Origin of the sequence: Streptomyces spirodelae, assembly GCF_017676385.1 — a bacterium.
GTDB lineage: Bacteria > Actinomycetota > Actinomycetes > Streptomycetales > Streptomycetaceae > Streptomyces > Streptomyces spirodelae.
In genome coordinates this window covers 146059-170095 of the sequence record NZ_JAFFZN010000017.1, presented here as the reverse complement: position 1 = coordinate 170095, position 24037 = coordinate 146059, and the positions used below count along the sequence as shown (strand labels likewise).

The following is a 24037-nucleotide window of genomic DNA, read 5'->3' as shown; positions in this document are numbered from 1 at the left end:
GGGGATGTCCCGGAGGCTGTCCCGGGGCTGCCTATCCCGTCGCCGAGCGGTACTTGCGTACCGCCAGGGTGCGGAAGACCACGATGATGGCGACCGACCAGAGCAGCGAGGCCCACGCCGGATGCTGCATCGGCCAGGCGTCCGGGACCGGGTAGCGGGGCGGCAGGTTGCCGAACAGCTCGCGGCAGGCGACCACCGTCGCGCTGAACGGGTTCCACTCCGCGACGTGCTGCAGGAACGTGGGCATGTTCTGCGAGGGCACGAACGCGACGGAGATGAAGGTCAGCGGGAACAGCCAGATCAGCCCTCCGGAGGTGGCCGCCTCCGGGGTGCGTACGGAGAGTCCGATCAAGGCGCCGATCCAGGTGAAGGCGTAGCCGAGGAGGAGCAGCAGACCGAAGCCGGCGAGGGCGTCGAGCAGGCCCTGGTGCGGGGCCCAGCCGACGATCGCCGCGACGACGGCGAGGACGACCAGGGTCAGCGCCGTCTGCACGAGGTCCGCGAGGGTGCGCCCGGTCAGTACGGCGCCGCGGGTCATCGGCAGCGAGCGGAAGCGGTCGACGAGGCCCTTGTGCATGTCCTCGGCGATGCCCGCACTGGCCCCCGCCGTCGCGAAGGTCACGGTCTGCGCGAAGATGCCCGCCATCAGGAACTCACGGTAGGAACTGGCGCTGGTCCCGGCCCCGGGGACCTTGATGGAGCCGCCGAAGACGTAGCTGAACAGCACCACGAACATGATCGGCTGGATCAGCCCGAAGATGACGACCTCGGGGATGCGCACCATGCGGATCAGGTTGCGCTTGGCCATCACGAGCGAGTCGGTGACCGACTGCGCGATGCCGCCCCGGCCGCGGGGCGCCGTGGGCGAGGCAGCCTGTGCTGTGGCCGTCACTTGGTGGCCTCCTGGGTCTCGGGGGTCTCGGGGGTCTCGGGGGTCTCCTCGGGGGTCTCCTCGGTCGTGTTCCGGCCGGCCGCTCCCGGCTCCCGCTCGCCCTCGGCCGCATGGCCGGTCAGGGAGATGAAGACGTCGTCGAGGGTGGGGCGGCGCAGGCCGATGTCGTCGATCTCGATGCCGCGGGTGTCCAGCTCCCTGATGACCTCGGCGAGCAGCTTGGCGCCGCCGGTGACCGGGACGGTCAGCTTGCGGGTGTGCTGCTCGACGGTGCATCCCTCGTGCGCCGTACCGCGTATCCCGTAGCTGTTGAGGACCTCCTCGGCTGCGGGGATGTGCCCGCGCTCGTGGACGACGACCTCGATGCGCTCGCCGCCGGTCTGCGCCTTGAGCTGGTCGGAGGTGCCGCGTGCGATGACCTTGCCGTGGTCGACGACGGCGATGTCGTGGGCGAGCCGGTCGGCCTCCTCCAGGTACTGCGTCGTCAGCAGCAGCGTCGTACCGCCCGCGACCAGCTCCTCGATGACCTCCCACAGCTGCTGCCTGTTGCGCGGGTCCAGGCCCGTGGTCGGCTCGTCCATGAACATCACGGGTGGGCTGACGACCAGAGCGGCGGCGAGGTCGAGGCGTCGGCGCATACCGCCCGAGTAGGTCTTGGTCGTACGGGCGGCGGCGTCGGCCAGGTTGAAGCGTTCCAGCAGTTCGTCCGCGCGGTTCTTCGCGTCCCGCGCGGACATCTGGTAGAGCCGCCCGACCATCTGCAGGTTCTCGCGGCCTGTCAGATACTCGTCCACGGCGGCGAACTGGCCCGAGAGGCCGATGGAGCGGCGCACCTTGGTGGGGTCCTTGAGTACGTCGACACCCGCGACGACGGCGCGGCCCGCGTCCGGCCGCAAGAGGGTGGTCAACACGCGGACCGTGGTGGTCTTGCCCGCGCCGTTGGGCCCCAGCAGGCCGAGCACGGTGGATTCGGGGACGTCGAGATCGACGCCGTCCAGCGCCCTGACCTCGCCGAAGGTCTTCACCAGTCCCTCGGCGTAAATGGCACCTGGCATGGATGGACTCCCAGAGTGTGGAGCGTGAGCTCTACGAAGATGCTAGATCCGCCGGACAGGTCCGGCAGTCCGGCGGGTACCGCGACGTGTTCGCAACGTGTCCGCCGCGCCGCGCGGGACGCCGCACGGCGATCGCGTCACGGATCGCGTCACGGATTGCGTCATGGATTGCGTCATGGATTGCGTCATGCGGCAGTATGGAGTGACGCGATGTATCGCGTCAACTGTTTTTAGAGTGTCGCGGGCGACCCACTCGCGATAGTGCGCGTTTCTGCGCGAGCGGCCGACGCTCACCGCCGGTCGCCGGGAGCGACTCCGTCAGCTCATGACCGTGTACCCCGCCGCACGCAGTCCTGAGGCGACGTCCACGCAGTGTTCCGGGCCCTTCGTCTCCAGATGCAGCTCCACCTCCGCTTCGTCCAGGCCCAGCCGCGGATCGGTGCGCACATGGCCCACGTCCAGCACGTTGGCGTCCATCACCGACAGCTCCCCCAGCAGTGCCGCGAGCGCCCCGGGCCGGTCCGAGAGGCGCAGCCGCAGCGACAGATAGCGCCCCGCCGCCGCCATCCCGTGCCGCAGCGTCCGCTGCAGGACCAGCGGGTCGACGTTCCCGCCCGAGAGCACCGCCGCGACCGGCCCCTCGAAGCTGTGCGGAGCCGACAGCAGGGCCGCGACCGAGCTCGCCCCGGCCGGCTCGACCACCAGCTTGGCCCGCTCCAGACACAGCAACAGGGCGCTGGAGAGGGCGTCTTCGGAGACGGTGCGGATGTCGTCGACCAGCGTGCGGATGATCTCGAACGGCACCTCGCCCGGCTTGCCGACCTTGATGCCGTCCGCCATCGTCGAGACCGACTCCAGCGCCACAGGGCGTCCGGCCCGCAGCGACGGAGGATACGCGGCCGAGCCCTCGGCCTGCACACCGATCAGCCGCACATCGGGCCGCAGTTCCTTGATGGCCACCGCCATGCCGGCGAGCAGCCCGCCGCCACCGACGCCCACCACGACGGTCCGCACCTCGGGGCACTGCTCCAGCAACTCCAGGCCCAGCGTGCCCTGGCCCGCCACGACGTCCGGGTGGTCGAAGGGGTGGATGAGGACGGCGCCGGTGGCGTGCGCGTACTCCTTGGCGGCCTCCAGCGTCTCGTCGACGACCTGGCCGTGCATCCGCACCCGCGCCCCGTACTCGCGGGTCGCCGCCACCTTCGGCAGCGGCGCCCCCACCGGCATGAACACCGTGGAGGGGACCCCGAGCAGGGAGGCCGCCAGTGCGACGCCCTGCGCGTGGTTGCCCGCGCTGGCCGCGACCACCCCGCGCTGCCGCTCCTCGGCGGAGAGCCCGGCGATCCGTACGTAGGCGCCGCGCAGCTTGAACGACCCGGTGCGCTGGAGGTTCTCGCACTTGAGGTGGACGGGGGAGCCGACCAGCGAGGAGAGGTGCCGGCTGCCCTCCACGGCCGTCGTACGGGCCACGCCCGCGAGGGTCTTGCGGGCGAGGCGCACGTCGTCCAGCGAGACGGGAAGTCCGTGGTGGTGGGGGGAGGAGGGGGGTGTTGCACTGGTGACCATGCCGTCAGTCTGGCAGTCGGCGAGCGGGCGGGCAGGCCCACGGGCGGGCAGCGTCGCCGCGCGCCCCCGCGCGGGCGCGGGGTGGTACGCGTCACTGGTTTGGGCACTGGAGGTACGTCTACGCCCCGCTCCGCGTACTCTGTGCCCACCACCTCACGTCGACGCATTCAATAGACCACCCCAGAACTGTCAAAACTACACAAAAAATCCCGCAGACCGACGAAGTGAGCGCACCTGCCATGCCCACGCACCCGGACATGACGACAGACACCCCCGACGCGCCGGACGAGAACCCCGCGGTGCCTGCCGACGGTGCCTCCGGAACCGCCCCCGAAGCCGCTTCCGGAACCGCCGTACTGGACGCCATGCAGCACCAGCTCGCCGTATACGCGCGCCGTGCGGAGCAGACCCGGCTCGGCGGGCTCGGCCAGGCACGCAACTCCATGGACCGGGCGGCCTACCTCCTGCTCAACCGCCTCGACCAGGAGGGGCCGATGGGAGTCAAGGCGCTCGCAGCCGGTATGGGCATCGACTCCTCGACGGTGACCCGGCAGGTCGCACCGCTCGTCGAGTCCGGCCTGGTCAAGCGGACCTCGCACCCCGAGGACGGGCGCGCTGTCGTCCTCCAGCTCTCGCCGCGCGGTGAGGCCAGGCTGGAGGAGGTCCGCTCCTCGCGCCGCAACCTGATGCAGCTGATCACCAAGGACTGGTCGGAAGAGGAACGCGGGGCCTTCTGCAAGCTGCTGACCCGGTTCAACAACGCGATGCTCGAACTGAACCCGAGCAGCCTCGCGCAGCCCCCCGGGTCCGGCTCCTGACACATCCGGCTGTCCGGAAACCGTTCCTTGCCGCGCCTCTTGATTTGATCTGCCCGCCTGCCGTCCTATAGGCGGCACGGGAGGCGGCGTGCGAGAGCATCAGGCACGGCAGGAGCGCCTCCGCGCCCGGGAGTTCGAGGTGTTCGTCGCGGGCGCGGGTGGCCGGCTGCTGCATGCCGCCACACTGCTGACGGCCGAGCCCCCGGGCGCCGCGCCCGAGGCCGAACGGCTGTTGGTGTGGGCGCTCGCGCGTACCCGCGCCGACTGGGGGCGGCTGCACGGCGAGGACCCCTACGAGCGCACCCGGCAGCTGCTGGCCACGCGCTTCGCCCACACCGGCCGCCGGTACCGCCGCTCACGTGGCGGCCTGCTGGGAGTGCTGGCACCGCAGGAACGGCTGGTGCTGGTGCTGCGGCTGCACGAGGGCGTGGGCGAGGAACAGGTCGCAGCCGGACTGGGCCTGCCCGTCGAACGGGTGCGTGCGCTGCACACCCGGGCCATGGCGACAGTGCTCAGCCGCCCTCGCGAGGATGCGAGGGCGGCGCATGAGCCTGCCTGACCGCAAGGAAGCCGAGGTGCGGCGCCTGTTGGTGCAGCGCACCGCCGAGCCTGTGCCCGCCGACCTCGCCGAACGGGCCCTCGCGGACGGAGCCCGGCTGCTGCGGCGGCGCCGGGTACTGCGTACGGTGCTGTGGGGCGTGGTGCTGGCGGGATTGCTGGCGCTCACCGCGTGGTCCCTCGCCGCCCGCCCCTGGTCGGAACCGCCCCCGACGACGACGCCTCCTGCGGTGGACTGGTGAGGGTGCCCCTCAGTGCCCGAGGTGCCGCCAGGGGAGCAGTTCCCCGCGCCCTGTAAGAGTCGGCCCCCTCAGTCCAGCGCCTGGGTCAGATCGGCCAGCAGGTCGTCGGCGGACTCGATGCCCACCGAGAGCCGGACCAGGTCGGCGGGCACCTCGAGCGCCGAGCCCGCCGCCGAGGCGTGCGTCATTCGGCCCGGGTGCTCGATCAGCGACTCGACGCCGCCCAGCGACTCACCCAGCGTGAACAGCCGCGCCCTGTCGCACACCCGCACAGCGGCCTCCTCGCCGCCCTCGACCCGGAAGGAGACCATCCCGCCGAAGCCCCGCATCTGCTTGGCGGCGATCTCGTGCCCGGGATGGGTGGGCAGGCCCGGGTAGAAGACCTCTGTGACCTTCGGGTGTGCGGTCAGCAGCTGCACCACGCGGGCCGCGTTCTCGCCGTGCCGGTCCATGCGCACGCCCAGCGTCTTGATGCCGCGCATCACCAGCCAGGAGTCGAAGGGCCCGGCGATGCCGCCCATCGCGTTCTGGTGGAAGGCCAGTTCGTCGCCGAGCGCCGGATCGGTGACGACCAGCGCACCGCCGACCACGTCGGAGTGGCCGCCCATGTACTTCGTCGTCGAGTGGACGACGACATCGGCACCGAGCGCGAGCGGCTGCTGGAGGTAGGGACTGGCGAAGGTGTTGTCGACCACCAGCCGTGCGCCCGCGCCGTGCGCCACCTCGGCGACCGCAGCGATGTCGGTGACGCCCAGCAGCGGATTGGAAGGGGTCTCGACCCAGACCGCCTTGGTGCGCTCACGCAGCTTCGCGCGTACGGCGGCGGGGTCGGAGGAGTCGGCGACCGACCACTGCACGCCCCACCGCTCGGCGACCCGGGCGAACAGCCGGAAGGTGCCGCCGTACGCGTCGTCGGGGATCACCACATGGTCGCCGGGCGTGAGCAGCGTACGCAGCAGGCAGTCCTCGGCCGCCAGCCCGGAGGCGAAGGCCAGCCCGCGCCTGCCGCCCTCCAGCGCCGCCAGGTTCTCCTCCAGCGCGGTGCGGGTCGGATTGGCGGAGCGGCTGTACTCGTAGCCGCCGCGCAGCCCGCCGACGCCGTCCTGTTTGTAGGTGGACACCTGGTGGATGGGCGGTACGACCGCCCCCGTGCTCTTGTCGGCGGCCTGCCCCGCATGGATGGCGAGGGTCTCGAAGCCGCGCTGTTCCTGCTGCGGGGATTCCGGGGTGCTGTACGCCCCGCTGCCGTTGCTGTTGTCGCGCTGCTCACTCATGGGGGCGAGACTAATGGGCCGTACGGTGGAGTGGGACATGTGCGGCGAGCTCCGCCCCCGTACGGCCCGACCCAGCCTCCCCCGGCCACCGGCAGGGAGGTGCCCCAGCCCGTCACAGCGTGGAGACCCGACGCCATGGAAGCCCTGCTCGTCCTGATCGCACTCGTCGCCATCTTCGGTGTGGCCGTCTACCCCGCGATGCGCCGCAGGCGGCTGCGGCAGGACGGGAGCCCGGGGCTGCCCCAGGGGCTCGACCGGACGGCAGGGTACGGTTTCGTCCCCTCCGAGGAGCTCGACGTACGGCTGCCCGGCCCGGACCGGGAGCTCGTCGAGGCGCTGGAGGAGACCCAGCGGACCCAGGACTGGCAGCCGGTCGCACGGCTGCTGGCCTTCACCGGCGACGAGTACGAGCTGCGCTGGCAGCGGGTGCAGTCCGTCGCCGGGGCGGCGGCCATGGAACTGGCGCGCTCCCGGGCGCACGGCTCGGCCGTCGAGGCACCGCAGGAAGCGGTCTCGTTCAGCAAGGAACAGCCCGCCGCGCAGGTCCGGGACGCGCGGTGGCTGCGGGAGTGGCGCGCCCAGCAGCCGCGCGACCACGGGGGCGCCCAGGTCTACGCGCAGTTCCTGGTCTTCCAGGCGCTGGCCGAGTCCGGGTCCGGGTCCGAGTCCGGGTCCGACGCCGGCTCCGGCGCCCGGCAGATCATCCTGGAAGAGGCCCGCAAGGTCGCGCACGACGCCGCCGAGCTCGCCCCGGCCGATCCGACGCCGCACCTCACCGAACTGGTCATCGCCCGCCACCTCGGCTACCGCGCGCCCGACTTCGAGGCCCTGTGGGCCACCGTCCGCCGCCTGGCCCCCGACCACATGGGCGCCCACCTGGCGGCGCTGCCCTACTGGTCGGCCAAGGGGGCGGGCTCCAAGGAGCAGGCCGACACCTTCGCCCGCACCGCCGCGGCCCGCACCCGCGAGGGCACCCTGCTGCCCGCGCTGCCGCTCTTCGCGACCTACGACCACCTGCCCGAGGTGAACATGGTCCGCGGTCTCTATCAGAGCGAGGAGGTCGTCAAGGCCATCGAGGCCGCCGAGTACGCCGTCGACCAGGTCGAGGACGACCACCCGGTACGCCCCCACGTCCTGCACCTGCTGGTCTGGTTCCTCGTCCGCGCCGAGCGCTACGGCGAGGCCATGGAAGCCCTCGCCGCCGTCGACGGCCACGTCGGCGCCGTCCCCTGGGTCGACGAGGGCGACCCCGCCGCCTCCTACACCGCCTACCGCGCCCTCGCGGTGGCGGGCTGGGAGGCGACGGGCGGCGCCCACGCCCCGCACTGAAGCACGCCGCTCACTCTTTCGAGTGGCGGCTGTACGGAGGTACCCCGGTACCGTGAAGGAGCGTGCAGGATCCCACCCATGGGAGGAACCATGACCGCTGAACCGGCCCCCCAGCTCGATGGGATCACCGTGCCGGTGCCGCCTCCGGACGGCTTCACCGTGGACGACCTGCTGACCCTGCCAGACCTCCCGCCGCACACCGAGCTGATCGACGGGAGCCTGGTTTTCGTGAGCCCGCAACGCAACTTCCACGCGGACGTGATCGACCTCCTGGTGAGCGGGCTCCGGGCCACCGCGCCCCGGGGCCGGCTCCGTGTGAAGCGGGAGATGACGGTTGTCCTCAATCGTCGCAACGGGCCCGAACCTGACATCTCCATCGTCAAGGCCGACGCGGTGGTGGGGCCGGACCAGTCCCGCTACCAGGCCGCCGATGTCGTCCTCGCCGTCGAGGTCGTCTCGCCGGACTCCGAGGAGCGGGACCGCGACACCAAGCCCCGCAAGTACGCCGCCGCGGGCATCCCGCACTTCTGGCTCGTGGAGCGCGCCGGGGAAGGCATGCACCCCGTGGTCCGGGTCTACGAGCTGGACCCCGTCGCAAAGGGCTACACGCTGCGCGGCAACTTCCACGGCCGTCTCACGCTCGACGAGCCGTTCGACATCGACATCGACCTCACGGCGGTGGATGACCTGTAGCGGCAGGGCCCAGAGGTGTGCGTCACCATGGCCGTATGGCGAATCGACTCGCGGAAGAGACCTCTCCGTATCTGCTCCAGCACGCGGAGAACCCCGTCGACTGGTGGCCCTGGAAGGAGGGGGCGTTCGAGGAGGCGCGGCGGCGGGGGGTGCCGGTGCTGCTGAGTGTGGGGTACGCGAGCTGCCACTGGTGCCATGTGATGGCGCACGAGAGCTTCGAGGACGAGGCGACGGCGCGGCTGATGAACGAGAACTTCATCAGCGTCAAGGTGGACCGCGAGGAGCGTCCGGACGTGGACGCCGTCTATATGGAGGCCGTGCAGGCGGCGACCGGGCAGGGCGGCTGGCCCATGACGGTGTTCCTGACCCCGGACGCAGAACCGTTCTACTTCGGGACCTACTTCCCGCCGGAACCCCGGCACGGTATGCCCTCCTTCCGGCAGATTCTGGAGGGGGTGCGGACCGCGTGGCAGGACCGGCGGGACGAGGTCGCCGACGTTGCTTCGCGCATCAGTGCGGATCTGGCGCAGCGCAGTATCCAGCTGGCCGCGCCGCAGACGCCCGGCGCTGAGGAGATGGGCGCCGCGCTGCTCGGGCTGACCAAGGACTTCGACGCGCGGCGGGGAGGCTTCGGCGGGGCGCCGAAGTTCCCGCCGTCGATGGTGCTGGAGTTCCTGCTGCGCCACCACGCCCGCACCGGTTCCCAGGGCGCGCTGCAGATGGTCGAGGCGACCTGTGAGGCGATGGCCAGGGGCGGGATCTACGACCAGCTGGGAGGGGGGTTCGCCCGCTACTCCGTCGACTCGGAGTGGGTCGTTCCGCACTTTGAGAAGATGCTGTACGACAATGCGCTGCTGTGCCGCGTGTACGCGCACCTTTGGCGCTCCACCGGTGCGGAGCGGGCCCGCCGGGTCGCCCTGGAGACGGCGGACTTCCTGGTCCGCGAACTGGGCACCGCCGAGGGCGGCTTCGCCTCCGCGCTGGACGCCGACAGCGACGACGGGCACGGCGGCCACGCCGAGGGCGCCTACTACGTCTGGACCCCGGCGCAGCTCGCCGAAGTGCTGGGGGAGGCCGACGCGGAGCTGGCCGCCGAGTGCTTCCACGTCACCGAGGAGGGCACCTTCGAAGGCGGCGCCTCCGTGCTGCAACTCCCCGACCGGGCCTCCCCGCTGATGGACGCCGCCCGCTTCGAGTCCCTGCGGCGCAGGCTGTTCGAGGCGCGCGCAGCGCGGCCCCGGCCCGAGCGCGACGACAAGGTCGTCACGGCCTGGAACGGTCTGGCCGTCGCCGCGCTCGCCGAGACCGGCGCCTGCTTCGAGCGGCCCGACCTGGTCGAAGCCGCCGTCGGTGCCGCCCGGCTGCTCGCCGACGTGCACACCTTCGACCAGGGCCGCAGACTGGTGCGCACCTCCCGCGACGGGGTGCCCGGCGGCAGCTCCGGTGTGCTGGAGGACTACGGCGACACCGCTGAGGGCTATCTGACGCTGTACGCGGTGACCGGCGAGACGGAATGGCTCCAGCGCGCAGGGACCCTCCTGGACACCGTGCTGGAGCGGTTCACCGGCGAGGACGGCACGCTGTACGACACGGCCGACGACGCCGAGCAGCTCATCCGCCGCCCCCAGGACCCCACCGACAACGCGGTGCCCTCCGGCTGGAACGCCGCCGCCGGTGCGCTCCTCTCCTACGGCGCCTACACCGGGGAGCACCGGTACCGGGAGGCTGCCGAGCAGGCGCTCGGCGTCGTCCGCGAACTGGCCTCGCGTGCACCGCGGTTCATCGGGTGGGGGCTCGCGGTGGGCGAGGCGCTGCTGGACGGACCGCGGGAGGTCGCCGTGGTGGGTGAGGAGCGGTTCGGCCCGCTGCATCGGGCTGCCCTGCTGGCCGGTGCGCCGGGGGCTGTGGTGGCCGTGGGCGCGCCGGGCACGTCCGATGTTCCGCTGCTGCGGGACCGGGGGCTGGTGGACGGGCGGCCCGCCGCCTACGTGTGCCGCGGGTTCGTGTGTACGGCGCCGGTCACGGAGCCGGAGGCGTTGGAGGCCACCCTGCGGGGATGACGATGAGGGGGTGCCCCCGGCGCTGTGCCGGGCCGGCCCGCTACAGCGTCAGGCCGCGTTCCAGTACGCCCAGCGCGCGCGTCACCAGTGCGCGCAGGTCCTCCAGCGTGCCCGGCATGCCGGTGTCCACCCAGGCGTACATGGCCTCGGTCAGGGCCCCCAGCATGGCGCCGGTCACGATCCGCAGTTCCAGGTCGTCCGGGGAGCGGCCGGTGCGCTCGGCGAGGGCGCGCCGCAGCAGCCAGGCCGTCTCGGCGGAGTTCTCGCTCATCCGGCCGCGCAGCGCGGGCACGTCCCGGATGAGGCGGATGCGCTGGAGGGTCTCGGCGGCGTCGGCCCGGTAGATGCGGGTGATCGAGGTGTACAGCGCCTCGCGCAGCGCGGCGACCGGCGGCTCACCCGCCGGCCGCTCCCGCAGCGCCTTCTCGAGCAGCGGGTCGTACTCGTCGGTCAGCACGATGTCTTCCTTGGTGGGGAAGTAGCGGAAGACGGTGCTGGGGGAGACCTCCGCCTCCGCGGCGATCTGGTCGACGGGTGTCGCGTCGTACCCCTGTTCCTCGAAGAGGCGGTAGGCGGTCCGCCGGACGGCCTGGCGGGTCTGGAGCTTCTTGCGCTCGCGCAGGCTCGGCTTCGGGGGCAGATCTGTGTCCGCTGCGGCGTCGTCGGCGGCATCTGTACGTGCGGGGGCCATGCATCTATTGTCGGGCATCGTCCCCGGGCAGGGCCATCTTCGGGACACTGCCGCTCTCCCCGGATTCCGTGCTCTGGGGCCGCCGCCTTCCTCGCGCTTCTGGTGAGGGTGGCTTTCAAATGAGAGAAGCTGTCAGCTGTGTGGGGCGTTCGGGCGATCGCCGAGGTGAGGGAAAACACGAGGCGGGCTGTCAACGGCGCCCGTAGGGTTGCGTTATGCAGGTCATCCAGTCGACGAAGCTCGCCAACGTCTGTTACGAGATCCGGGGCCCGGTCCTGGAGGAGGCGACGCGGCTGGAAGCGGCAGGCCACCAGATCCTCAAGCTCAACACCGGCAACCCCGCGGCGTTCGGCTTCGACTGCCCGCCGGAGATCCTCGAGGACATGCTGCGCAACGTCGGCACCGCGCACGGCTACGGCGACGCGAAGGGGCTGCTCTCGGCGCGCCGCGCGGTGATGCAGCACTACCAGAAGCAGGGCATCGAGCTGTCGGTCGACGACATCTATCTGGGCAACGGCGTCTCCGAGCTGATCCAGATGTCGATGCAGGCGCTGCTGGACGACGGCGACGAGGTGCTGGTGCCGGCGCCCGACTACCCGCTGTGGACCGCCTCGGTCTCCCTCGCCGGCGGTACGGCGGTGCACTACCGCTGCGACGAGCAGTCCGACTGGATGCCCGACCTCGCGGACGTCGAGCGCAAGATCACCGATCGCACCAAGGCGCTCGTGATCATCAACCCGAACAACCCCACGGGCGCGGTCTACGACGAGGAGGTCCTGCGCGGCCTCACCGAGATCGCCCGCCGCCACGACCTGGTCGTGTGCTCCGACGAGATCTACGACAAGATCCTCTACGACGGTGCCACGCACACCCCGACGACGGTCATCGCGCCCGATCTGCTGACGCTGACGTTCAACGGCCTGTCGAAGTCCTACCGCGTCGCCGGCTACCGCAGCGGCTGGCTCGCCGTCTGCGGTCCCAAGACGCACGCGGAGAGCTATATCGAGGGCCTGACCATCCTCGCCAATATGCGGCTGTGCGCCAATATGCCGGCGCAGCACGCGGTCGCCACCGCGCTGGGCGGCCGGCAGTCGATCGAGGACCTGGTGCTGCCGGGCGGTCGGCTGTGCGAGCAGCGCGACGCGGCGTACGAGTTGCTGACGCAGATCCCCGGCGTCACCTGTGTACGGCCCAAGGGCGCGATCTACGCGTTCCCCCGGCTGGACCCCAAGGTCTACAAGATCAAGGACGACCGGCAGATGGTGATCGACCTGCTGCGCGCCGAGAAGATCATGATCGTGCACGGCACCGGGTTCAACTGGCCCGAGCCCGACCACTTCCGGATCGTCAATCTGCCCGGCGTCACCGAACTGCGGGACGCGGTGACCAGGATCGGCCGCTTCCTGGACGGCTACAGCCAGCCGTGACTGTTCGTGATCATCTGTGATCGATCGATGAACATGGGACAACTTTAGACGTTGTCCAAGTTAGGATGGCCTCCTGAAAGCATCAGGAGGCCATCCATGTACGAACCGATCCGCACCAAATCGGTCCACACCGTGGCCGAGAGCGCCCAGCCAGGGCTGCCGCGCCGCACCCGCGAGGAAGAGCTGGACATCCGCCTCGCCGGGCACCTGACCGCGCTGCTGACGGTGACCGACGAGCTGCGGGTGCTCACGCCGAGCGCTTCGCTGGATGCCGCCGCACAGGAGCTCGCCGCCCATGCGGGGCGCCTGTCCGGCGGGAGGGCGCCGTTGCGGGCCGAGCCTTCCGCTGTGCGGGACGACGCCGCGCATGTCGCCTCCCTCCATGCGCGGGCGCGCACCCTTGCGGGTAACGCGCTCGCTGTCGCCACCTCGCGCGGCGACGAGGCGGTCACCGCACTGATGACAGCGCGGCTGGCGGCGCACGCCGATGTGGAGGGCGTGCTGGTTTAGACCCGCGATTGCGCTGCGCTTGGGCAGTCTGCTCCCCCGGACTCCGGCCGGGAGGGGCCCCCGCGCCCTGCGGAACCCCTGCCCACAAGCGGGCAGACGCCGCTGCCCAAGCGCAGCGTGGCGGCGTCAGCCCAGGCGGCGCACCAAGGCGTGGTACTCGTCCCACAGGGCACGCGGCGTGTGGTCGCCGAAGGTTTCAAGGTGTGCAGGGACGAGCGCCGCTTCGTCGCGCCAGACGTCGCGGTCGACGGCGAGGATGAAGTCCAGCTCGGCCTCGGACAGGCCGAGCCCCTCGGTGTCGAGGTCCTCCTTCCGCGGCAGGAGGCCGATGGGGGTCTCGACGCCCTCGACCTCCCCGTTCAGCCGCTGGACGATCCATTTCAGAACGCGGCTGTTCTCGCCGAAGCCGGGCCAGACGAACTTGCCGTTCTCGTCCTTCTTGAACCAGTTGACGTAGTAGATCTTCGGCAGCTTGGCGGGGTCGGCGCCTTCGCCGACCTCCAGCCAGTGGCCGAAGTAGTCGCCCATGTTGTAGCCGCAGAACGGCAGCATCGCGAACGGGTCGCGGCGCAGTTCGCCGACCTTGCCCTCGGCGGCCGCGGTCTTCTCGCTGGCGACGTTGGCGCCGAGGAAGACGCCGTGCTGCCAGTCGAAGGACTCGGTCACCAGCGGGACGGCGGTGGCGCGGCGGCCGCCGAAGAGGATGGCGGAGATCGGCACTCCGCGCGGGTCCTCCCACTCGGGGGCGATGATGGGGCACTGTCCGGCGGGGACGGTGAAGCGCGCGTTGGGGTGGGCCGCCGGGGTCTCCGACTCCGGCGTCCAGTCGTTGCCCTTCCAGTCGGTGAGGTGCGCGGGGGGCTCTTCCGTCATGCCCTCCCACCACACGTCGCTGTCGTCGGTGAGGGCGACGTTGGTGAAGACCGCGTTGCCCCACAGGGTCTTCATCGCGTTGGCGTTGGTGTCCTCGCCGGTGCCGGGGGCGACGCCGAAGAAGCCGGCCTCGGGGTTGATCGCGTAGAGGCGGCCGTCCTCGCCGAACCGCATCCAGGCGATGTCGTCACCGATCGTCTCGACCGTCCAGCCGGGGATGGTGGGCTGGAGCATGGCGAGGTTGGTCTTGCCGCAGGCCGAGGGGAATGCCGCGGCCACGTACTTGGACTCGCCGCGCGGCGGCGTCAGTTTGAGCACCAGCATGTGCTCGGCCAGCCAGCCCTCGTCGCGTGCCATCACGGAGGCGATGCGCAGGGCGTAGCACTTCTTGCCGAGCAGTGCGTTGCCGCCGTAGCCGGAGCCGTAGGACCAGATCTCGCGGGTCTCGGGGAAGTGGGAGATGTACTTGGTCGGGCTGCACGGCCACGGCACGTCGCGTTCGCCCTCGGTGAGCGGGGCGCCGACGGTGTGCACGGCCTTGACGAAGTTGCCGTCCTCGCCGAGTTCTTCCAGCACGGCGCTGCCCATGCGGGTCATGGTCCGCATGGAGACGGCCACGTACGCGGAGTCGGTGATCTCCACGCCGAGCGCGGAGAGCGGGGAGCCCAGCGGGCCCATGCAGAACGGGACGACGTACATCGTGCGGCCGCGCATCGAACCGCGGAAGATGCCCTGCTCCCCGGCGAAGATCTGCTTCATCTCCGCGGGGTCCTTCCAGTGGTTCGTCGGACCCGCGTCCTCCTCCTTCTCCGAGCAGATGAAGGTGCGGTCCTCGACCCGGGCGACGTCGGACGGGTCGGAGGCGGCGTAGTAGGAGTTGGGCCGTTTGACGGGGTCGAGCTTTTTGAACGTGCCCTTGGCGACCAGCTCTTCGCACAAGCGGTCGTATTCGGCCTCGGAGCCGTCGCACCACACGATGCGGTCGGGCTGGGTCAGCTCGGCGATCCCGTCGACCCAGGAGAGCAGTTCCTGGTGACGGGTGGGGGCGTCCCCGGTGGGCGAAGAGTTCGAGGAAGACGGGACAGAGGTGAGGGGAGCCGCAGAACTGCGCGCCACGATCGCTCCAGACGTTTGAGGGTGTGTGCCTGCTGTCAGCGCGCCCCTTGGGGGCCACGACCCGGATGCTTTCGTGGCAGTTTGTCTTGTCGCTCATCCGGTGCCGCTTATGCTCATCTGATCATGCGCGGTGAATGGTTGTCTGTCCAGACGGGGGATGTGTGGCCGTCGACACGTAGGGTCTTCCCATCTGGCACGCAGGGTCATTCCGCCTGCTGGGGGCCCGTAACCTACGCATCCGTAGGTCATACAAGTGGCGTGGGTACGATGGGCCGATGACCGACTCCGCGTCCCCGTCTTCGGAGCCTGCCGCTGTGATCTCCCCGTCGTCCAGCGCGTCACTGTCCAGCACCGGTACCTCGACCGCGCCCGACTCCCCCTCCGCGGGCGCCGCCTCGCCCCACTCGGCCGCCCCCACGGCCCCCCACTCGGCCGCCTCACGGCTGTCCGCCTCGGCGCACTCAGCGGCGCAGGCCCTCAAGCCCAAGCTGCGCGGCTGGCTGCACCTGGGCATGTTCCCCGCCGTACTGGTGTCCGGAATGTTCCTGACCGCGCTCGCCGACAGCAGCCGCGGCCGGATCGCCTGCGCCATCTACACCTTGACGGCGTGTCTGCTGTTCGGCGTCAGCGCGCTCTACCACCGCGGCGACTGGAGCCCCCGGATCAACGCCCTGCTGCGGCGCCTCGATCACGCCAACATCTTCCTGATCATCGCCGGCACCTACACCCCGCTGACGATCCTGCTGCTGCCCGACGGCCGCCGCGACCTGCTGCTGTGGGGCATCTGGATAGCTGCAGGACTCGGCATCGCCTTCCGCGTCTTCTGGGTCGGCGCCCCCCGCTGGCTCTACACCCCCTGCTACATCGGCATGGGCTGGGCGGCCGTCTTCTTCCTGCCCGACTTCCTGCGCACGGGCGGGATCGCCGTCCTGGTGTGCGTCGTCGTCGGCGGTGTCCTCTACAGCGCGGGCGGCGTCATCTACGGCATCAAGCGCCCCAACCCCTCACCCCGCTGGTTCGGCTTCCACGAGGTCTTCCACTCCTTCACCCTGGCCGCCTTCGCCGTCCACTACGTGGGCATTTCCTTGGTGGCCTACACCCACGCGTAGCCCTACGGGGTCGGTGGAGATCACGCATAATGAGCGCAAGGAGGTGAGTGGCCGTGTCAGTCATGGATGACCTGCTCGCGCGTGACGCTGTTCCTGAGGGATACCGGGTCGAGATTTTCGACGGGGAAGTGATCATGACTCCGCAGAGCCCGGAGCAGGACTGGACGGTGAACGAGGTGCGTTCGGCCGTCCGGAAAGCTGCCGTCCCCAGGGAGCGCGTGTTTGGTGACGTGTTGGTGAGATTCCCCGGCGAGAACGACGCGGCACCCGACCTCACAATCCTCGCCGAGGGAGCCGAGCGGCACGGCGACAGCTACGACTGCATGGATGTTCTTGCTGCCGTCGAGGTCACTTCTCGGCCAGACGACGATAAAGACTACGTCCGCAACGTCGCCAAGTACGCGCGCTTCGGGATCGACCTCTACCTGATCGCCGACCCGTTCAAGAAGCTCTGCACGCTGATGACCGAGCCGCACGCGACGGGGTACGCCAAGGTCAAGGAGATCCCTTACGGGGAGCCCCTCACCCTCCGGCTCATCACCGGCGAGCGGATCGAAATCGACACCTCCGACTTCCCCGTACGCGACTGAGCCCTCACCGCGTACGCCGCACTGCCCGTCCGGCCAGGACATCCGTGCGGTGGCCGTCCTCGATCACCGGCCGCCCCGCGACGAAGACGTGGGGGATGCCCACCGGGAGGGAACGCGGCTCGGCGAAGGTGGCCGTGGCGGCGACCGTCTCCGGGTCGAAGAGGACCAGGTCGGCCACGTGGCCCTCGCGGATCAGGCCGCGGTCGGGCAGGCGGAGGCGGGCTGCCGGGCGGCCGGAGAGGTGGGCGACGCACTCCTCCAGGGAGAGGACGCCCAACTCGCGTACGTAGTGGCCGAGGTAGTGCGGGAACGTGCCGTATGCGCGCGGGTGCGGTTTCGCGCCCTGGAGTATGCCGTCGCTGCCCCCGGTGTGCACCCGGTGGCGCATGATCGCACGGACATTCTCCTCGTGGCCGACGTGCTGCAGGATCGTCGAGCCGAGCCGGTCCTCTGTCAGCAGCCTCAGTGCTGTGGCCCACGGCTCCTCGCCGCGCCGCGCGGCGGACTCGGCGACCGTACGGCCCACATGGTCCGCCAGCGACGGATTGCCGACCCCGGAGATCTCGATGGTGTCCCACTCGATCGGCACCCCGTGGCAGCCGTCGGCGCCCTCGACCTCCATCACGTGCCGGATACGGGCCGCTGTCGCCGGGTCGGCCAGCCGCGCCAGCGTCGCCTCGGGGCCGCCCTCGTTGGCCCAGCTCGGCAGCATGGCGGCCAGCGTGGTGCAGCCCGGTGTGTAGGGGTAGGTGTCGAGCGTGATGTCGGCGCCATCCGCCAGCGCCGCGTCCAGGAGGGCGAGCAGTTCGGGCGCGCGGCCCTGGTTGACGCCGAAGTTCATGGTGGCGTGCGCGAGGTGGAGCGGGCACCCCGCCTCGCGGGTGAGCGCGACCATCTCCGCGTACGCCTCCAGCGCGCCGGCGCCGTAGGAGCGGTGGTGCGGGCAGTAGTAGCCGCCCCACGCGGCCACCACCCGGCACAGCTCGGTCAGCTCGGCGTCGGAGGCGTACATGCCCGGGGTGTAGGTCAGCCCTGAGGAGAGGCCCATGGCGCCCTGCTCCATGCCCTCGGCGACCAGGCGTTTCATGGTGGCCAGCTCGTCGGGCGCCGCCGGGCGGTCGTCCCAGCCCATGGCCAGCATCCGGACGCTGCCCTGCGGGATCAGATACGCGGCGTTGACGGCGGTGCCCTGGCGGTCGATGCGGTCCAGATAGCCGCCGACCGTGCGCCAGTCGAAGTCGATGTCGCCGCCGTCACCGTTCCAGCCGGTGATGGCCTCGCGGATCGCGGAGAGGGTGGCGTCGTCGGTGGGTGCGTACGACAGCCCGTCCTGGCCGAGCACTTCCAGGGTGACGCCCTGTGCCGCCTTGGCGGTGTGCGCCGGGTCCCGGAGGATCGCCAGGTCGGAGTGGGCGTGCATATCGATGAAGCCGGGGGCCAGTGCGAGACCGTCGGCGTCGATGGTGCGGGCGCCGCCGGGGCGCGGGGCTCCTTCCGGAGCCAGGTGCGCGATACGGCCCTCGCGGAGGGCGACGTCGGCCCGGTAGGAGGGGGCGCCCGTGCCGTCGATGACGCGGGCGCCGCGGATGACGGTGTCCATGGGGGAGCGCGCCTCAGAAGAAGGTGCGGATCAGATCGGTGACCGTGCCTTCGGCGTCCACCACGGGGATCACCTGCCACTTGTCGAAGATGGTGCACGGGTGGGACATCCCCAGGCCCACCCACTCGCCGATCTCCAGCTCTGTGCCGTCGGCCACCCGCAGCCAGGCGTGCTGGTCGCTCAGCCCTGTGACGGTGAGCCCTGTGGCGTCCCGCATGGTGCCCTCTCCGGACCCGGCCCTGGAGGCGCTCCGCACCACGTGTGGTTCGGGGAGTTCCAGGTCGAAGGCGGCGTCCCGCTTGCCCCCGTTGAGGAACGCCTGCCCCGGCTCAGGACGGGAGACGACCTGGGTCCACAGCGTGAAGGCGGCCTGCAGTCCCCCTTCGTCGGGGTGCCGGTTGAACGGCGTCAGGCGGCGGTAGTGGCCGTCGTCGTGGGAGACGTAGGCACCCGAGCGCAGCAGCTTCAGCGTCGGCGCCGAGAGCGCGGGCAGTTCGGCGAAGGCTTCGGCGACCGCGTCGAACCAGGCGCTGCCGCCCGCGCTGACCACGATCTCGTCCAGGTCCGCGAAATGGCCCGCGGCGTCCAGCGATACGGCCAGTCCGGTCAGCCGCCGCAGCCACCCGCGTACCGCCTCCAGCTCGGCTCCCGGCACTTCGCCCTCGTATCCGGCGACCCCCACCAGGCGCAGGGTGCCGGTCGCGGCCACCGCGTCCGCGATGGCGGCGCACTCGGTCTCTGTCCGCGCCCCGGTGCGTGCGCCGTCGCCCGCGCCCAGCTCCACCACGACCTCCACGGGACGCCGGGCCCCGGCGGCGCGCAGCGCCTCGTCCATGAGCGCGACGCCCTGCGGCGAGTCGACGTAGCAGATGAAGCGGAAGTCCGGGTCGGCGTCCAGTTCGGCGGCGAGCCAGCGCAGTGCCGCGGCGTCCACCAGTTCGTTGGCGAGGAAGATCCGCGGGACGCCGAAGGCGCGCGCCACCCGCGCCTGGTGCGGCACGGCGAGCGTGATGCCCCAGGCGCCGTGCTCCAGCTGACGGTTGAACAGCTGCGGCGCCATGGTCGTCTTGCCGTGCGGGGCGAAGGCGAGGCCGTGGCGCGCCGAGTAGTCGGCGAGCGCGGTCAGGTTGTGCTCCAGGCGCTCGGCGGAGAGGGCGAGGACGGGGGTGGTGAAGCCGCCGGTGAACAGGGAGCGGCGTTCGGCGGCCAGCTCGCCCAGGGTGGTACCCGCGGCGGCGGCGTCCGGGGGCAGCCCCTTGAAGCGGTGGTCGGCCGGCTCGTCGGCGATGCGGGCCACGGCCGTTGCGTGGGCGACGTCACCGGTGGAGGCGGGTCCGGGGGAAGGGGGCGGGGCTGCCATGCGGTCTCCGTGGTAGCTGTAGCGGCGTTGCATGCTGCTGTTGCAAGTTGTGCAACGACCATTGCGTATGACGCTGGAAGCTGTCTAGCATCCCGCGGAACAGCCGGTCAATGGTGCCGGGAGCCGGCCGCCGGGCTTCCCGACACCGACCGGGACACCGCAGCGAGGAGCAGCATCCCCGTGACCACCACGCCCCAAGTCGACGTCGTCTGCCTCGGCGAATCCATGGTCACGTTCCTGCCCGGCAGCGCCGGCCCGCTGGCCGACGTGCCCTCGTTCGACCGGGCGATCGGCGGCGCCGAGTCCAACGTCGCCTGCACCCTGGCCCGCGCCGGTCACCGCGCCGCCTGGGTCGGCCGGGTCGGCACCGACGGCTTCGGCGACCACCTGGTCCGTACGATCGCCGAGCACGGCGTGGACACCAGCGCGGTCGAGCGCGACCCCGAGCGGCCCACCGGCATCTACTTCCGTACGAACGGCGAGCGCGCCACCGGTGCCGTCGGTGCCGGAGAAGGGACCGGTGCCACCGGCCTCGTCGATGGGACCGGCCCCGCGGCCCACCCCGGCCCGCTCTCCGAAGTGCTCTACTACCGCGCCGGGTCGGCCGCCTCGGCCATGTCACCGGCCAACGTCCCGCGCAGGGTGCTCCGCGCAGGCAAGGTGCTGCACCTGACCGGGATCACCGCCGCCCTCTCCACCGACTGCCTGGCCCTGCTGCGCGAGCTCACCTCGGCGCGCACTCCTGCGGACCGAGGCGGCGGCACCGGGCCGCTGGTCTCCTTCGACGTCAACTACCGCGTCGGCCTGTGGCGTACGCCCACCGTCGCGGAACGCGGCGCCGAGGTGCTGCGAGAACTCGCCCGGCACAGCGACCTCGTCTTCGTCGGCGAGGACGAGGCGGCCGCCGCCTGGGGAGTCACGGGCGGGCCCGAGGCCGTACGGGAGGCGCTGGCCGAGCCGGCGGTGCTCGTCGTCAAACAGGGGGCGACCGGGGCCACCGCGTTCACCAGGGAGGGGACCGCCGTCTTCGCGCCCGCGCTGCGGGTGGACGTCGTCTCCCCCGTGGGTGCCGGAGACGCCTTCGCCGCCGGCTTTCTGGCCGGCACGCTGCGCGGGCTGCCGGTCGACCAACGGCTGCGGCACGGGCATCTGACGGCCGCCGCCGCGCTCACGGACGCCGGCGACCTCGCCGCGCCGCCGGGCCGCGACCTCGCCGACCGGCTGGCGGCCCTCGACGCGGAGAGCTGGGCGGGACTGCGCCTGGGCCCCGGCTGGACGACGCACGGGCCCCGAACCGCAACCGCCGGGCGGCCCGACGAGCCCGCCGAGCCGGACCAGTCCGCTGTGCCCGACCAGCCCGCCGAGCCGGACCAGCCTGCCCGGCCCGACCAGCCCGGCCGTCGGGAGCTGGAGGTGCGTTCCGTATGAGCCAGACCGTCGACCGCGCACTGAGCATCCTGCCGCTGCTCGCCGAGGGGCCCGCCAACCTGGAGCAGGTCGCCTCCCGGCTGCAGGTCCACAAGTCGACAGCGCTGCGGCTGCTGCGCACCCTGCACGAGCACGGCATGGTCTACCGCCAGCCCGACCAGCGCTACCGGCTCGGCGCGCGGCTGTTCGCGCTGGCGCAGCAGGCCATGGAGAGCCTCGACATCCGCGACATCGCCCACCCGCACCTGGCCGAGCTCAACGCCGCCTGCGGCCACACCGTGCATCTGGCCGTCTACGAGGAGTACGCCGAGGACCAGGTCCTCTACATCGACAAGGTGGAGAGCCGCTACCCGGTACGGATGTACTCGCGCATCGGCAAACCCGTCGCCATCACCGTCGCCGCCGTGGCCAAGTTGCTGCTGGCCGACCTTCCGGAGCCGGAACGGCGCGCTGTCGCCGAACGGCTCGACTACCCCCGCTACACGCCCCGTTCCACACCCGACGCCGCCGCGTTCCTCGCGGAGCTCGCCAAGGTGCGCGAACAGGGCTGGGCCACCGACTTCGGTGGCCACGAGGAGTCCATCAACTGCGTCGCGGCGCCCATCCGCGGCGCCGACGGACGGGTGGTGGCGGCCATGTCGGTCTCCGCGCCCAACGTCGTCGTCTCGGCCGACGAACTCCTCGCCCTGCTGCCCCGTCTGAGGCGGACCGCCGAGGCCATCAGTGCCGAGTACACGGGGCAGCCGCCCATTCCACCGACCGGAACGACGAGTAAGAGAGCCGCACCATGAGCGAAAAGCCGGCCAAGACCGCCCTCACCCCGGCCACCCACACCACGCCGCCCGCGAAGTTCTCGCACGGCGTACGCAAGGGCAACATCCTCCAGGTCGCGGGGCAGGTCGGCTTCGGCCCCGCCGTCGAAGGCCAGGCCCCGACACCTGTCGGCCCCGGGCTGCGGGAACAGACCCTGCAGACCCTCGCCAACGTGGACGCCATCCTCAAGGAGGGCGGCGCCAGTTGGGAGGACGCGATGATGATCCGCGTCTATCTGACGGACACCGCGCACTTCGCGGAGTTCAACGAGATCTACAACGAGTACTTCACCTTTCTCCAGCAGGCCCCAGCGGCGCGGACGACGGTGTACGTGGGGCTTCCGGCCGGACTCCTGGTCGAGATCGACGCGCTGGCCGTCCTCGGCTGAGGTGCCTCCACCCCCGCTCAGGGGGCGGGGTTCCGCCCAGCACCGAACAACGGAGTTCTCATGCTGCTCGCCGCCGAAACGGCACCGCCCCACACGGGCGGCCTCCTCGCGCTCATACCCGGCACCGGGGGCCTGCTCACCGTGGCGGCCCTCGGTATCGCCCTGCTGCTCGTGCTCATCATCAAGGTCCGCCTCCAGCCGTTCGTCGCGCTGCTCGCCGTCTCCATCGCGGTGGGTCTCGGGGCCGGCCTGTCCGTCACCGAACTCTTCGGAACCGTCCAGAAGTCCGACGCCGTCTCGATGATCGAGTCGGGGATGGGCGGCATCCTCGGCCATGTCGCGATCATCATCGGCCTCGGCACCATGCTGGGGGCGATCCTGGAGGTCAGCGGGGGCGCCGAGGCGCTCTCGGCCCGGCTGCTGGGGTTGTTCGGCGAGCGGCGCGCACCGCTCGCCATGGGGCTGACCGGCCTGATCTTCGGCATCCCCGTCTTCTTCGACGTCGGCATCTTCGTGCTGGCGCCCATCATCTACGCGGCGGCCAAGAGGAGCGGCAGGTCGATCCTCCTCTACTGCATGCCGATGCTCGCCGGGCTGTCGATGACGCACGCGTTCCTGCCCCCGCACCCGGGTCCGGTGGCCGCCGCCGGCCTGCTGGATGTGGAGCTGGGCTGGGTCATCCTGATGGGCGTCGTCTGCGGTGTCCCCGCGGTGCTCGCCGCCTGGGGGTACGCGGCGTGGATCGGCAACCGGATCTTCGTCGAGGTACCGCAGGACATGCTGGAGGCCGCCGAGGAGGCCAAGCGTGCCGTAGCGGCGGAGAAGCGTGCGCCGGCCACCGGCGGCGCCGGCGCGAGCGGCACCGGCGGCACCGGCGACACTGGCGGCATCGAGAGCGCCGGCACCGGCGGCACCGGTGCCGACGCCGAGGAGCGGCCGGTCGCCCTCGGTACGGTGCTGGCCATCATCGGTACGCCGCTGGTGCTGATCCTCGCCGCCACCTTCTCCTCCCTCGCGCTGGACCCCTCCACCGTCCGCTCGGTCATCGAGTTCGTCGGTCACCCGTTCGTGGCACTGACCGTCGCCCTGCTGCTGGCGTACTACCTGCTGGGGCTGCGGCGGGGCTGGAGCCGTAAGTCGCTGGAGACGGTCTCCACGGCCTCGCTCAAGCCGGTCGGCAACATCCTGCTGGTCGTCGGAGCGGGCGGGGTCTTCGGCGCCGTGCTCCAGGGCTCGGGCGTCGCGCAGGCACTCGCCGACGTGTTCGGGGACGCCGGGCTGCCGGTGGTCGTGCTGGCGTATCTGATCTCGCTGGTGCTGCGGGTGGCGCAGGGCTCGGCGACGGTCGCCATCGTCACCACGGCCGGCATCGTGGCGCCGCTGCTGGCGCAGGGAGATCCCTCGCAGGCGCACCTGGCGCTGGTCATCATGGCGATCTCGGCCGGGTCGATCTTCGCCTCGCACGTCAACGACGGCGGGTTCTGGATGGTCTCCAAGTACTTCGGCATCTCCGAGCGCGACACCCTGGCTTCGTGGACGGTGCTGGAGTCCGTGCTGTCGGTCGCGGGCTTCGCGGTGGCTGCGGTGCTGAGCATCTTCGTCTGACGCTCCAGCCCGGCGGGCGGCACCGGGCGGGAAAATCCAC

22 protein-coding genes are annotated in these 24037 nt (G+C 71.2%); 14 read left to right on the top strand and 8 right to left on the bottom strand.

Going from position 1 to position 24037, the window contains the following annotated elements; translation table 11 throughout:
* Window positions 1-31 precede the first annotated feature (31 nt).
* From JW592_RS19415 to ilvA, 3 genes are all read right to left on the bottom strand, one after another.
* Window positions 32-892 carry an ABC transporter permease gene (locus JW592_RS19415; RefSeq protein WP_209266414.1) on the bottom strand — a complete coding sequence of 287 codons (861 nt, stop codon included), beginning with the start codon at window positions 890-892 and terminating at the stop codon, window positions 32-34.
* Window positions 889-1947, bottom strand: a complete 1059-nt coding sequence (locus tag JW592_RS19410) for an ATP-binding cassette domain-containing protein (RefSeq protein ID WP_209266413.1) — start codon at window positions 1945-1947, stop codon at window positions 889-891. The genes JW592_RS19415 and JW592_RS19410 overlap by 4 nt, the downstream gene beginning before the upstream one ends.
* Before the next feature lie 318 nt (window positions 1948-2265).
* Window positions 2266-3513, bottom strand: a complete 1248-nt coding sequence (ilvA, locus tag JW592_RS19405) for a threonine ammonia-lyase (protein WP_209266412.1) — start codon at window positions 3511-3513, stop codon at window positions 2266-2268.
* Window positions 3514-3752: 239 nt separating this feature from the next.
* Here ilvA and JW592_RS19400 point away from each other — a divergent pair, with 239 nt between their 5' ends.
* The 3 genes from JW592_RS19400 (at window position 3753) to JW592_RS19390 (ending at window position 5131) form a co-directional block, all read left to right on the top strand.
* The gene (locus JW592_RS19400) at window positions 3753-4331 is read left to right on the top strand and encodes a MarR family winged helix-turn-helix transcriptional regulator (RefSeq protein ID WP_209266411.1); all 579 of its coding nucleotides are present in this window, start codon (window positions 3753-3755) and stop codon (window positions 4329-4331) included.
* 88 nt (window positions 4332-4419) lie between these two features.
* Window positions 4420-4890 (top strand): sigma factor-like helix-turn-helix DNA-binding protein, encoded by a 471-nt coding sequence (locus JW592_RS19395; RefSeq protein ID WP_209266410.1) that lies wholly within the window; start codon window positions 4420-4422, stop codon window positions 4888-4890.
* Window positions 4877-5131, top strand: a complete 255-nt coding sequence (locus JW592_RS19390; RefSeq protein ID WP_209266409.1) for a hypothetical protein — start codon at window positions 4877-4879, stop codon at window positions 5129-5131. Before JW592_RS19395 ends, JW592_RS19390 begins: the two co-directional genes overlap by 14 nt.
* 68 nt (window positions 5132-5199) lie before the next feature.
* On the opposite strand, the gene JW592_RS19385 is transcribed toward JW592_RS19390, so the two are convergent.
* Window positions 5200-6405 (bottom strand): cystathionine gamma-synthase, encoded by a 1206-nt coding sequence (locus JW592_RS19385; RefSeq protein ID WP_209266408.1) that lies wholly within the window; start codon window positions 6403-6405, stop codon window positions 5200-5202.
* Between the two features lie 135 nt (window positions 6406-6540).
* Here JW592_RS19385 and JW592_RS19380 point away from each other — a divergent pair, with 135 nt between their 5' ends.
* The 3 genes from JW592_RS19380 (at window position 6541) to JW592_RS19370 (ending at window position 10487) form a co-directional block, all read left to right on the top strand.
* Window positions 6541-7734, top strand: a complete 1194-nt coding sequence (locus tag JW592_RS19380; RefSeq protein WP_209266407.1) for a hypothetical protein — start codon at window positions 6541-6543, stop codon at window positions 7732-7734.
* A gap of 90 nt (window positions 7735-7824) precedes the next feature.
* Complete coding sequence (locus tag JW592_RS19375; RefSeq protein ID WP_229376384.1) at window positions 7825-8427, top strand: Uma2 family endonuclease; 603 nt, start codon at window positions 7825-7827, stop codon at window positions 8425-8427.
* 35 nt (window positions 8428-8462) lie between these two features.
* Window positions 8463-10487 carry a thioredoxin domain-containing protein gene (locus JW592_RS19370; RefSeq protein ID WP_209266405.1) on the top strand — a complete coding sequence of 675 codons (2025 nt, stop codon included), beginning with the start codon at window positions 8463-8465 and terminating at the stop codon, window positions 10485-10487.
* Between the two features lie 40 nt (window positions 10488-10527).
* Here JW592_RS19370 and JW592_RS19365 read toward each other — a convergent pair whose 3' ends face one another.
* On the bottom strand, window positions 10528-11178 hold the full coding sequence (locus JW592_RS19365) for a TetR/AcrR family transcriptional regulator (RefSeq protein WP_209266404.1): 651 nt from the start codon (window positions 11176-11178) through the stop codon (window positions 10528-10530).
* Window positions 11179-11393: 215 nt separating this feature from the next.
* Between JW592_RS19365 and JW592_RS19360 the strand changes: the two genes are divergently transcribed.
* Both JW592_RS19360 and JW592_RS19355 read left to right on the top strand, forming a co-directional pair.
* Complete coding sequence (locus tag JW592_RS19360) at window positions 11394-12605, top strand: pyridoxal phosphate-dependent aminotransferase (RefSeq protein ID WP_209266403.1); 1212 nt, start codon at window positions 11394-11396, stop codon at window positions 12603-12605.
* Between the two features lie 96 nt (window positions 12606-12701).
* Complete coding sequence (locus JW592_RS19355; RefSeq protein ID WP_209266402.1) at window positions 12702-13115, top strand: SCO4983 family protein; 414 nt, start codon at window positions 12702-12704, stop codon at window positions 13113-13115.
* 126 nt (window positions 13116-13241) lie between these two features.
* Here JW592_RS19355 and JW592_RS19350 read toward each other — a convergent pair whose 3' ends face one another.
* On the bottom strand, window positions 13242-15104 hold the full coding sequence (locus JW592_RS19350; RefSeq protein ID WP_209266401.1) for a phosphoenolpyruvate carboxykinase (GTP): 1863 nt from the start codon (window positions 15102-15104) through the stop codon (window positions 13242-13244).
* Between the two features lie 275 nt (window positions 15105-15379).
* Here JW592_RS19350 and trhA point away from each other — a divergent pair, with 275 nt between their 5' ends.
* Together trhA and JW592_RS19340 are read left to right on the top strand one after the other, a co-directional pair.
* Complete coding sequence (trhA, locus tag JW592_RS19345) at window positions 15380-16213, top strand: PAQR family membrane homeostasis protein TrhA (RefSeq protein ID WP_209266400.1); 834 nt, start codon at window positions 15380-15382, stop codon at window positions 16211-16213.
* A 62-nt stretch (window positions 16214-16275) separates the two neighbouring features.
* Window positions 16276-16803 (top strand): Uma2 family endonuclease, encoded by a 528-nt coding sequence (locus JW592_RS19340; protein ID WP_209266427.1) that lies wholly within the window; start codon window positions 16276-16278, stop codon window positions 16801-16803.
* A 4-nt stretch (window positions 16804-16807) separates the two neighbouring features.
* On the opposite strand, the gene JW592_RS19335 is transcribed toward JW592_RS19340, so the two are convergent.
* Both JW592_RS19335 and JW592_RS19330 read right to left on the bottom strand, forming a co-directional pair.
* Window positions 16808-18403 (bottom strand): N-acyl-D-amino-acid deacylase family protein, encoded by a 1596-nt coding sequence (locus tag JW592_RS19335; RefSeq protein WP_209266399.1) that lies wholly within the window; start codon window positions 18401-18403, stop codon window positions 16808-16810.
* 13 nt (window positions 18404-18416) lie between these two features.
* Window positions 18417-19763: an alanine racemase gene (locus JW592_RS19330; protein ID WP_209266398.1), complete on the bottom strand. Its 1347-nt coding sequence runs from the start codon at window positions 19761-19763 to the stop codon at window positions 18417-18419.
* A gap of 180 nt (window positions 19764-19943) precedes the next feature.
* On the opposite strand from JW592_RS19330, the gene JW592_RS19325 reads away from it, so the two are divergent.
* From JW592_RS19325 to JW592_RS19310, 4 genes are read left to right on the top strand one after another with little or no spacing between them, the layout of a single operon-like run.
* Complete coding sequence (locus JW592_RS19325; protein WP_209266397.1) at window positions 19944-21191, top strand: sugar kinase; 1248 nt, start codon at window positions 19944-19946, stop codon at window positions 21189-21191.
* Window positions 21188-21982 (top strand): IclR family transcriptional regulator, encoded by a 795-nt coding sequence (locus JW592_RS19320; RefSeq protein ID WP_209266396.1) that lies wholly within the window; start codon window positions 21188-21190, stop codon window positions 21980-21982. Before JW592_RS19325 ends, JW592_RS19320 begins: the two co-directional genes overlap by 4 nt.
* A complete protein-coding gene (locus tag JW592_RS19315) occupies window positions 21979-22392 on the top strand; it encodes a RidA family protein (protein WP_209266395.1) in 414 nt (137 codons plus the stop codon). Before JW592_RS19320 ends, JW592_RS19315 begins: the two co-directional genes overlap by 4 nt.
* Before the next feature lie 60 nt (window positions 22393-22452).
* Entirely contained in the window at window positions 22453-23997 is a 1545-nt protein-coding gene (locus tag JW592_RS19310; protein ID WP_209266394.1) for a GntP family permease, read from the top strand.
* Window positions 23998-24037 lie beyond the last annotated feature (40 nt).